Below are 10,866 nucleotides of genomic sequence, written 5' to 3'. Positions count from 1 at the left end.
TACCCATGAAGAGCTTTATGCGGTAGTAGCGAAAGCCCTGAGCATGATCACACAGAATGATGCCCAGGGCTGGTTTGAATCGTGCGGGTATGAAAAAATTTAAAGTTAATCTGCTCTAACGCGCCGGCGGCGTGGCGGGCAGGGCCCACCAGGACATCTCGCGCCAGGCTTTGTTCAGCGCTTTTTCCATCTCCGGCCAGTGCGGCGAAAAGCGCGCCAGCTCGGCCCGGTAGGCCGGGGAGTGGTTCATCTGCCGCAAATGGCAGAGCTCATGCCAGCAGAGGTGCTCCAGCAAGGGCACGGGCAGCAGGGCTGCCCGCCAGTTCAGGCTGATGCGCCCCGCCGTTTTGGGCGCTTCCGTCCATTCTTCGCGCTCTTTGTCTCCCAGCAAGGCGCTCAGAAAACCGGCAAAGCCGCTGCGCGCCGGTGTGCGGCGCTCCCCGGTTTGCGCCTGTTCCCGGGTCGCGCGCACGCGCGCGCAGCTTCCCCAACGGCTGCGCTGATCCCGCACGCTGACCCCGGCCAGCGCAAAACCGCCTTGCGCGGCAAGGGCAGCGAGGTAGGGCGGCAGCAGGCGCGCGGCCGCCGCCCGGCACCAGCGGCGCAGGGCCAGGGCGCAAACGGCCGGGTCGTCCACAGAGCCGAAAAGGCGCAAACGGCCCGGTTCTTCCAGCACAAGCAGCCGCTGCGCCCCGGCGTTGAGCAGCAGAGGGGGCGCGAGTTCCGGGGCGCGAGCCGCTTGAGCGATCTGACGCCGGCCTGCTGCCCAGTCCCCGGCAATTTCCAGAAGATATTCCCGATCCGGCAGGGGCAGCACAATGCGCTCCGGCAGCGTGGCCACGGGCGCGCGGCTTTGCTGCTTGCGCCAGGCCCGTTCCAGCCACGGCAAAAATTGGGGCAGATGCTGCTCAATGCGTGCCGGGGTCAGGGCTTGCGGGACTACCAGCAGAAGATCCCCGGCCGGGGTGAGTGTTAGACGCGGCCGCCGGGCCCGCGCCGAGCGGCGCAGTACAGCCTCCAGGCGCGTGCCGTCGGCCAGGGTAAAAAATACGGTGGCTTGCGGCGCGGGAGCCGCAAAGACCGCATACGGAGATCTGGAGGAAGAGGCAGGGCCGAAGGCGGCGATATTTGCAGGCATGTGGCAAGGCTGCCACAGGCGGCCAGAGCTGTAAAGCGCGGGGCCAGAGCAGACGCATACGATGCTGCAGCCCTGGGGACAGACTGCGCCTGCCTTGACAGATAACGCAAAGCCCGGTAGAAATTATGCGGGGATAGCAGTGTCTATCCCCTTGTTTTTTCCTTTATTTTTTGAATTGCGCAACCATGCCAGGCATGCTTCACATATGAGGTGGATATGAAATCTTTGAAAGGAACGCAGACGGAGAAAAATCTTCTGACCGCCTTTGCCGGCGAATCCCAGGCCCGCAACCGTTATGATTTTTACGCCGTCCAGGCCAAAAAAGACGGCTTTGTCTGGGTGTCGGACATTTTTGCCGAGACCGCATTGCAGGAAAAGACGCACGCCAAGCGCCTTTTCAAGTATCTTGAGGGCGGCGAGGTGGAAATCCGGGCCGCGTACCCGGCAGGGGTCATTGCGGGCAGCGAGGCCAATCTGAGGGAAGCGGCCGGGGGCGAACACTACGAGCATACTGAAATGTACCCGTCATTCGCGGATGTGGCGGCCAGGGAGGGCTTTTCCGAAATCGCCGCGGTCATGCGCAATATCGCGGTGGCCGAAGCCTTTCATGAAAAGCGTTTTCTGGAACTGGCCGCGCTGATCCGGGAAGGCCGCATGTTCTGCCGCCCCAAGCCCACGATCTGGCGTTGCCTGAAGTGCGGCTGCCTAGTGGAAGGCGACCATGCGCCGGAGGTCTGCCCGGCCTGCGCCCATCCCAGGGCCTATTTTGAGGAACTGAATTACGCCTTTTAGAGCATTTTCTCTTTGAAAATGCTCTGCTGACGCGAAAGCGGCAGCCGCCGCAACGCGGCGTACATTCAGGCGAAAACCGCGTTTTTCGCCTGAATGCCACCTTTGGCTTTCATAAAAAGCCAAAGGTAATCTGCTCTAGATCGTTTTGCTAATTTCATTAGCAAAATGCTCTAATTATCCACCAGCTTCGCGTGGCTTTCAGGGTAACGCGCGCCGGTTATGACAATGCCATCCAGCATCGCCTTGATGGATGCCAGCTCTGCCGCCGTAAAGGAAACATTCAGGCTGCCCAGATTTTCTTCAAGGCGGCTGATTTTCGTGGTTCCGGGAATGGGCGCCATCCATTCCTTCTGCGCCAGCACCCAGCCCAGAGCGATTTGCGCCGGAGTCACCCCTTTCCGCGTGGCCAGTTCCGTGACAAATTCGGCCAGCTTCATGTTGTTCTGGAAGTTTTCGCCCTGAAAGCGCGGGATGGAACTGCGGTAATCGCTCTTGTCCAGCTTTGAATCGCGGCGGAACCGCCCGCTCAGGATGCCCTTGCCCAGAGGAGAGAAGGGCACGAAGCCGATGCCCAGTTCTTCCAGCGTGGGGATGATTTTTTGTTCCGGATCGCGGTAGAACATGGAATATTCGCTCTGCACGGCGCTGACCGGACAGACGGCGTGCGCCCGGCGGATAATGTCCGCACCCGCTTCGGAAAGCCCGAAATACAGCACCTTGCCTTCCTTAATGAGCTCGCTCACCGTGTTCGCCACGTCCTCTATGGACACCCTGGGATCAACCCGATGCTGGTAATAGAGGTCGATATGGTCCGTGCGGAGGCGTTTGAGCGAGCCTTCCACGGCCTTGCGGATGGCGGCGGGGCTGCTGTCCAGCCCGAACGCCTTGTCGGTATAGGCTCCGCCGTCTTTCGGGATGCTCCAGCCGAATTTGGTCGCTATGACCACCTGATCCCGGTACGGCTCAAGCGCCTCTCCCACCAGATCCTCGTTGGTATAGGGGCCGTATACCTCGGCAGTATCAAAAAACGTAACACCCAGTTCCACGGCTCTGCGTATGACGGCGATGGAATCCTTCTTTTCGGGAAAGGGCGGATAGCTTTGCGAAAAGCCCATGCAACCCAAACCCAAAGCCGATACGGTCAATTTGCCCAACATTCTTTTTTGCATAGCATTTACCTCGTTTTTTCTAGGGATGCGCTCCGTTCCCGCGCCTTTGAGGACTCTATAGGCACGCCGCTCTTGACAGGGAATACGGAAAATTGTTTAAGCGTTTTAAGAAAAACTGAAAGCAACCCGGCGCGGAGGCCCCCATGTTCCACCCCGGTATTGAAGTCTTTGTTCAGGTGGCGGATTGCGGCAGCTTCTCCAAGGCGGCCGCGGCACGTTTTTGCTCGCCTGTTTCGATCATGAATCAGATCAACGCCCTAGAATGGAGAATGGGGGTCACGTTACTCAAGCGCACGAATCATGGCGTGGAACTGACCCCGGCGGGCCGGTCCCTCTATGAGGACGCGAAACGAATCATGGCGGCATCGGAAGATGCGGTTCGGCGGGCACGCCGCATAGCGGGAACCGGGCAGGGCATTATCAGGCTCGGCACATCCTTTTTGCGGCCGTGTAAACCTTTGCTTGATGTATGGGCCGCTATTGATGCGGAACACGCGGATTTTCAGATCAGGATTATTCCCTTTGACGACAGCCCGGCCAGCCTGTCCGCCATGCTGGAATCGCTGGGCAAGGACATCGACTGCTTTGTCAGCCCGTGCGACAATTTTCATTGGAAAAAACAGTATGCAATCTGCCTGCTGGCGCAGCAACGCTGCTGTGTGGCTCTTTCAAAAAAGCATCGCCTGGCGGGGAAAAAACGGCTGACATGGGATGATCTTGAGGGAGAATCGCTTATGCTGGTCAGGCGCGGCGTGTCGCCCGTGCTGGACAGGATGCGCGACGAGATCGACCGGCATCATGCAAACATTCGTCTCATCGACATGCCCAATATCTATGATGCGGAAGTGTTCAACCAGTGCGAACAGCTTGGCTGCCTCATGGAAACGCCGGAAATCTGGGCGGACGTGCATCCTTCACTGGTGACGCTGCCGATGGAATGGGATTATACCATGCCGTATGGAGTGGTGTATGCGAAAAATCCATCAGCAATTTTTAAGGAATTTATAAAAGTACTAAAGAAATATATAAAATAGAGCAAATTACTCTGTTCTTCGCTTGTGTAACTCGATTGGTTTTCCCTCTGTATGTTCCGCGCACCTCTAGAAAAAATTGGAAACATGTGGGTATTGTTTAGAGCATTTTGTTTTGAAATTATTCAATTTCAAAAGCAAAATGTTCTAAAAGCAGCTCCTTCCAGCCAGTTTCATGCCCTCCAAAGAAAATTTTTTTGGCGTAAGCAAAGCCATATTTTTATGGGGTATCCTGTGGGGTATTAAAAACCTTATTTTCTAACTTATTATAATAAATCAAGTTCTTATCATTATAATTCAAGCTGTCTGACACAGCTAACATCCTGCCAAAGGCTTCGCCTCTGGACTCCGGCAGAGCGTTCGGCGCTTCGCTTCTCACGCTCTCAAAAAGGGAAAGGCAGAGGAAAAAGTGCAAGGTGCCAGACGGCGTTCAGAGACGGTAGACACTTTCGGGCTTGTCGGTTGCAGGCATGGCCTTCCTTTCAGCCGCGATTTCCTCGTCTTCTTTTTCCGAAGACTTGATGAGTTGACGTATGAAGGTGACCCTTGATTTATTGTTAGGTTTTGAGCCATAATCACAGATAGTGACAGGAGATTTCTGTAATGATTACCGCCATAGGCGGTTCAGCGCGGGAATCATGGACGCCCTCATCAGGGGCGCAAGGCGGCGCGCTATCTCCCAAGTGTTTGCAACGACGGTCAGCCTTGCCCTCAACCTGCGCATGGCCACGCTTATCGGCTGGAATCCGTCGCTGGAACTCCCCGTCGCCGTACACGAATTCTATCAGCAAATGCATAAAATCAGGGAGAAGACGAGTCATGAAAACTCGCAGGCAATTCCTTTATTGGGGGGCAGGCTTAGGGGCGGGCCTTCTCCTTTCTCCTGCCAGTGTTCTGGGAGGTTATGATCCGACCTGGAAACCCGGTGCCCGCCCGGAACGGGCGCTGGACATTACGGTTTTTGAAATGTTCAAGATCGGCCCCGGCCCATCCAGCTCGCACACAATTGCGCCCATGAAAGCCGGCAACGACTTTCTCGAGCTTATGCGCAATCTTCCGGAAGCGGATTTGAGGCAGGCGGATACGCTGCAGGTTCGCCTGTACGGCAGCCTTTCCGATACGGGCATTGGGCATGGCACGCACAAGGCCGTCACCGCGGGGCTGCAGGGGGTAACGCCTGAAAGCGCCACTGTGGAGATCATGGACGGGCTCTATGTCCGGCAAGACGATACAGTCACCATCCATTGCGGCCCGCTGTCCCTGCCCTTCGGCATGGGCAACTTCATTTTTGAAAAGGGGGAAGCCGCCGGCGCGCCTTGCAGCGATGTGCTGCGAATCAGCCTTGCCGCCGGCGGCAGGACGCTGGCGGAACGGGAATACTATTCCGTAGGCGGCGGTTTTTTGCAGTGGAAAGGCTGGAAAGCCCCGGAACGCGGCGAACCGGCGCATGCCTTCGATAGCATGAACGGTCTGCTGGAATGCATGAAGGCCACGGGCAAAAGCATGCCTGTCATTCTCATGGAAAATGAGACGGCCTTGACCGGCATGCATCCTGATGATGTCCGCCAAGGGTTGTTGCGTTTTGTGAACGCCATGACCGCTTCGGTGGAAAACGGCCTGGCCCGCTCCGGTCAGCTCAAGGGACCGTACAAGGTGGAACGCCGCGCCAACGGCATGTTCAAGGCGGCGGAAGGCATGGGGGGAGCGGACGCGTTTCTGGCCCGCCTCAGCGCATATGCCCATGCCGCCGCCGAGGAAAATTCCGATGGACATCCCATCGTCACAGCCCCCACGGCCGGTTCCGCAGGCGTTATGCCCGCTGTGGTTTATGCGCTGGAGCATGAGCGCAACCTGAAGGGGGAACAGCTTGTGAACGGAATGCTGGTTGCCTCTTTTGTGGGGATGCTGGCCAAGCGCCATGCCAGCATTGCCGGAGCGGATGTGGGCTGTCAGGGAGAAATCGGCGTGGCCTCCTCCATGGCGGCAGCCCTTGCCGCCCATGTGCTGGACGGCAGTGCCGAACTGGTGGAAAACGCGGCGGAACTGGCTCTGGAACACCATTTGGGCATGACCTGCGATCCTGTGGGGGGCTATGTGCAGATTCCCTGCATTTCCCGTTGCGCCATGGGAGCTGTCAAAGCCTGGAACGCCCGTGTCATGGCCCGATCCGGCCAGGGAACCTGGCATCCCGTAGGGCTGGATCTGACCATTCGCGCCATGAACGCCACGGGGAGGGATATGGACCCGCGTTACCGTGAGACCGCCAAGGGCGGGCTGGCTCTGTTTTACACCGGGACTTGCTGATGACAATTCAATCAAGGAGAACAGGGATGAAAGACAAAACCACGTCCCCGCTACTTTCGTCGGCGTTGCCCCGATACATGATCCGAATTCTGGCCATATTCCTGACCGCGACGCTGCTGCGGGGCACCGCATCAGCGGAACCCCTTCGCCTGCCTCCCATGCCCAAAAACGCGGCCTGCACCACCACCATCGTAACGCCGGGGGCCTCGTCCGACGGCAGTATGCTGGTAAGCCATTCCGACGACAATGATCTGGGCGACCAGAGCATTGTTTTTGTCCCCGCCCGCGACTGGCCCGAGGGCAGCCTGCGCCCGGTATACGCCAGCGCTGTAGCCGTGGGGGACCAGCCTCAATTCAACGCCTTCCTCGTCCCGCGTCTGGTGGACAAGAACCGCGCTCCTGGTTACGCCAATCCGGGCAATGCGCCATCCATCCCCATCGGTCACATTCCGCAGGCCGTCCACACATACGCCTATATTGACGGCAACTACGGCATCATGAACGAGCATGGCCTGATGTTCGGAGAATGCACTGACGGCGCATTCATCAGCAACGGTCCGGAGCCGGGCAAGCGCATCTTTTACTCGGCGGAATTGTCACGCGTGGCTCTGGAGCGTTGCCGCACGGCCCGCGAAGCCGTCGCCCTCATGGGGCAGCTTATTGAAACGTATGGTTATTACGGCACCGGCGAAACCCTGCCCGTGGCCGATGGAAAGGAAGCCTGGATTATGGAAATGGCCCCGTCGCCGGAAGGGACGGGGGGGCTCTGGGTGGCCCAGCGTGTTCCCGACGGTCATTTCTGGGTAGCGGCCAATGAATTCCGTATCCGCGATCTTGTTCCGGGCAATCCCGACCAGATGTGGGGAAAAAGCCTGATGGGTGTTATAGAACGGGCTGGCTGGCGTTCTCCCAAGGATGCTTCCCTGCCTGTGGACTGGCTTGTTTCGGTAAGCCACGGCGAATACAATCACCCCTATTATTCCCTGCGCCGCGTGTGGCGCGCCCTTTCCCTGGCCGCGCCCTCGGCCGGGCTGCCCGCCTGGGTGGAAAGCGGCAGCACTCGCGCCTATCCCTTCTCCATCAGACCGGATCGAAAGATGAACGTGGAGGACGTAAAGCGCATCCACCGCGATCATTATGAAGGCACGGAATTTGATCTGACCAAGGGGGTAGCAGCCGGCCCGTTCGGTTCACCGGAACGCTACCTCGGTCCTTACGATCCTCACGGCGATGTGGGCGATCCCAAGGCTGTGCTCAACGGCGCGTGGGAACGGCCCATATCCATGTACTACACAGGCTATGTCTACATCTGCCAATGGAAGCCCCATCTGCCCGCCCCCTTGGCCGGAACTCTCTGGCTGGCCCTGGACCGCCCGGCTGAATCCGTCTTTGTGCCTCTGACCGTGGGACCGCTGCCAAAGGGCTACGAGAAAGGCGACACCCGCGCCTTCTCGCGAGACAGCGCATGGTGGAGCTATAACCTTGTGGGTAACTACGCCCAGCTCAAGTATTCGTATATGATCCGCGACATCCAGGCGCGCGCCGCCTTGAACGAGGCCGAGGGAGTCCGCATTCAGGACACACTGGAAGACGAGCTGGCGGCACTGGCAAGCTCGGCTCCACATCAGGCTGCCGCCCAGCGGAACCAGAGGTTCAATGCGTATGCTGAAGCTGTGCGGGCCGACTGGGGCAAACTTTTCGAATTTCTTGTCGCCAAGTATGCCCAGGGGTTCGTGAATACGCCGGACAAGATGGCCCAAACTGTGGGATACCCGCAGGAGTGGCTGGATAAAACCGATTACTCTCATGGACCGGCGCGCGGCTACGCCAAAGACGGCAAATGAGACAACCGACCCAGGGCATTGCAATCTTGGAAAGTTGCAATGCCCTGACGGCGGTGAAAGCCGGCTCCGCGCCCGAAGTCCCGCCGCTGGCCGAGGGCATCTGCCCCTCTCCCAACAGGGGACAATTTCAAGACGGAGTTGCGCTTACAATGTAATTTGAGAGTGTTAACTTTTGAATGTTTTCGCCACTTTCGAGCCGCATGGAATCTGGCTTTGGCAGGAAGCAAACATTACTTTGGCAATACCCTCCTCTTTTTTTCGTTGGATTTCTCTCTGCGGGTGAAGAGAAAAAGCCTGTGTTGCCGATAAGCGCACAGAACATGGCAGGGTTGTGGCACACCACCTGGGGCGAGGGCGTGTCTGCCTGGATAGGATAATCCGAACGCACAAGATAGTGGCTGGGCTTGTCGTCTGCTCCCGTGCCGTGTGGAAAATTTTCATCAGTATGACCCTCCTCCGGCTCATCCACCAATGATGCACATGATGCAAACTCAGCAACATGCCGCTCAATGCCACCACCTCCGTCAATACCTTCACGGCTTCAGTCGTCCGTAGGTTCTCTTTCGCAGTGTTTCGCAAGCGGATGTCGAGGCAGGTTTGGTGGAAGATGTCATGCTCGTCCGTGCACACGCGCACGATGACGGCAATGTTGCGGATCAGTTTGGCGCACTTCACCGTTTTTCCTGCCTTTGGGCTTTTCGGGGTTCGAAGGGGCAACGCCCCTCGCCAGCCGTGAGGCTATACGCGCAGCGTATAGACAAACGTAAGCTGGCCCTCGGAGATAATGCCGGACAAATGAACAGGCATCCGCGCGAAAACGGAGACGTATGATGCGGATATCGGGAATGCGGCGAGTGCGTATCAGACGTGAAGCGGAGTTGTATCTGGTGTGCTGCTGATAAGCATGACGACGACACGGGATAACCATCCTATTCACAGGAAGACGGTATGCGGCGAAAGTCTGGGCATCATGCGGCAGCCGTCCGATCTGTATTTGGTTCACAGAATGGTCGACATGGTGAGCGTGACAGCGGGGGCATCCGAATGCCAGGCTGGCGGTGACAGTGCGTATGGGGAGAACGCTACGGGGTATGAGCCGGGACGGGATTGTGTGTATCGCGCCCACCTCGTGTCGGTATGGAGACAAACCATGAGAAACGAGAATCGCTTTGGGGTGTCGCTGTCTTTGCGTCTCGAGGTTGCGAGCCTCCTGTGTGCATGGTGAGAAAGTGCAATCTTCGTGGAAGATGTGAGATTGCCATTTCCCGCAGGGATGGATTATTCGTCGCAAAGAGGGCGACGTCAGCATGTCCGGCGTGCCCGAATGCGTGTCCTGGCTTGAGCTTCGGAGACCAGGCAAGGTGCTTTGCAAAAAATGAATCAGGCGCTGGAAGTCGGCTCAGAAGGTACGGCAAGTGTATGGGAAATGAAAATGCCAAGAGGCGACCCGCCCGGCATGGGGAGGTTGGCTGATGAAGGGTGATAGAGTCCTCTGAAAGCCAGAAAGAATGTTGGTAGTATAGTTGGTAGAAAAATATGTAAGATATTTTTCTACCAACTATTCCAGAGTGTTATAGCATTAGAGCAGCTTTTGATTGAAAATATCCATTTTCAATCAAAAAATGCTCTAAGGGTTCAACGAAAATCCCTTCCCCGGCAGAAGTACGAGGCAGTGTTCCGAAAAAACAAGACTTTTTCTGATAAGTGTTAATAGGCCCTAAGGCGACGGGCAGAGAAGCCCCGGCGGGGCGTGCCAGCAGAAGTTTTCTTTTCTTGCGAAAAGGGTTATAAATAAAGAACTATCTTTTCCACTGAGGCATTGCCGTCCTGCCGATGTCATCGGCGTTCTTTGGGTGACAGACAAGCAAAATCAGGGGAATTTGATGGACTTTCAACCCACCCCCCAGCAGCAGGCCGTCATCACGCATGAGAACGGCCCGGTATTGGTCATTGCCGGGCCTGGTTCCGGCAAGACCTTTACCCTTGTCGAACGTATCGTGCATCTGGTCGTCAACAAGGGCGTCAAGCCGGAGCAGCTTCTCGTGGCCACGTTCACGGAGAAGGTCGCCAAGGAAATCGTTTCTCGCGTGGCCAGGCGGCTCATGCAGGAAGGCGTGACCGTAAACGTGGACGAAATGTACATCGGCACGCTCCACTCCATTTGTCTCCGTCTGCTTGAGGAGCATCGGGAGTTCACCAGGCTGAAGAAGAACTTCACCGTGATGGATCAGTTTGACCAGAGCTATTTCTTCTTCCAGCATTTGCGCGAGTTTGAGGAACTCGCCCCGGTGACGCTGCTGCTCAAGGGGGAGAGGCAGACCAGCCGATGGAAGAAGGCGACCCTGCTTTGCGGCTGGATGAACAAGCTCTCCGAAGAGATGCTTTCCGCCGAGGCCCTCATGGCCGACCCGGACGAGGCCATACAGGCGCTCGGCAAGTGGTACGCCCTTTACCAGAAACTGCTTGAGCAGGAGAATCTGCTGGACTTCTCGGTGATCCAGCTTGAGGCTTACAGGCTGCTCACGCAAAACCAGGACAGCGTGCTTGCGCCCCTCAGGGAAAAAATCCGCTATGTCATGGTGGACGAG

The 10,866-nt window shown here is 57.3% G+C and carries 7 protein-coding genes; 5 read left to right on the top strand and 2 right to left on the bottom strand.

Annotation, left to right across the window (positions count from 1 at the left end; all coding sequences use genetic code 11):
• Positions 1-115: 115 nt before the first annotated feature.
• A complete protein-coding gene (locus tag G7Y51_RS12170; protein ID WP_165177868.1) occupies positions 116-1,138 on the bottom strand; it encodes a M48 family metallopeptidase in 1,023 nt (340 codons plus the stop codon).
• Between the two features lie 216 nt (positions 1,139-1,354).
• Here G7Y51_RS12170 and rbr point away from each other — a divergent pair, with 216 nt between their 5' ends.
• Positions 1,355-1,930, top strand: coding sequence for a rubrerythrin (gene rbr / locus G7Y51_RS12165; protein WP_165177866.1), 576 nt, complete (start codon positions 1,355-1,357; stop codon positions 1,928-1,930).
• 170 nt (positions 1,931-2,100) lie between these two features.
• Here rbr and G7Y51_RS12160 read toward each other — a convergent pair whose 3' ends face one another.
• Entirely contained in the window at positions 2,101-3,099 is a 999-nt protein-coding gene (locus G7Y51_RS12160; RefSeq protein WP_165177864.1) for an aldo/keto reductase, read from the bottom strand.
• Positions 3,100-3,242: 143 nt separating this feature from the next.
• Between G7Y51_RS12160 and G7Y51_RS12155 the strand changes: the two genes are divergently transcribed.
• The 4 genes from G7Y51_RS12155 to G7Y51_RS12140 all read left to right on the top strand — a co-directional run.
• Positions 3,243-4,133, top strand: a complete 891-nt coding sequence (locus tag G7Y51_RS12155; RefSeq protein ID WP_241160246.1) for a LysR family transcriptional regulator — start codon at positions 3,243-3,245, stop codon at positions 4,131-4,133.
• Between the two features lie 891 nt (positions 4,134-5,024).
• Positions 5,025-6,434: an L-serine ammonia-lyase gene (locus tag G7Y51_RS12150; RefSeq protein ID WP_277424699.1), complete on the top strand. Its 1,410-nt coding sequence runs from the start codon at positions 5,025-5,027 to the stop codon at positions 6,432-6,434.
• A 26-nt stretch (positions 6,435-6,460) separates the two neighbouring features.
• Positions 6,461-8,278, top strand: a complete 1,818-nt coding sequence (locus tag G7Y51_RS12145) for a C69 family dipeptidase (RefSeq protein WP_241160244.1) — start codon at positions 6,461-6,463, stop codon at positions 8,276-8,278.
• 1,883 nt (positions 8,279-10,161) lie between these two features.
• Positions 10,162-10,866 (top strand): UvrD-helicase domain-containing protein (locus G7Y51_RS12140; RefSeq protein ID WP_165177858.1); only part of this gene is annotated, 705 nt, incomplete at its 3' end.

The organism is Desulfovibrio sp. ZJ369, from assembly GCF_011039085.1.
Taxonomy (GTDB): domain Bacteria; phylum Desulfobacterota; class Desulfovibrionia; order Desulfovibrionales; family Desulfovibrionaceae; genus Desulfovibrio.
Note: the sequence above shows the minus strand (reverse complement) of the source record. Positions and strands in the feature narration are given on the sequence as shown.

Excerpts from the sequence above, each read along its gene's own strand:
- rbr (WP_165177866.1), top strand. The coding sequence starts at position 1,355 with ATGAAATCTTTGAAAGGAACGCAGACGGAGAAAAATCTTCTGACCGCC.
- G7Y51_RS12145 (WP_241160244.1), top strand. The coding sequence starts at position 6,461 with ATGAAAGACAAAACCACGTCCCCGCTACTTTCGTCGGCGTTGCCCCGA.
- G7Y51_RS12170 (WP_165177868.1), bottom strand. The coding sequence starts at position 1,138 with ATGCCTGCAAATATCGCCGCCTTCGGCCCTGCCTCTTCCTCCAGATCT.
- G7Y51_RS12160 (WP_165177864.1), bottom strand. The coding sequence starts at position 3,099 with ATGCAAAAAAGAATGTTGGGCAAATTGACCGTATCGGCTTTGGGTTTG.
- G7Y51_RS12155 (WP_241160246.1), top strand. The coding sequence starts at position 3,243 with ATGTTCCACCCCGGTATTGAAGTCTTTGTTCAGGTGGCGGATTGCGGC.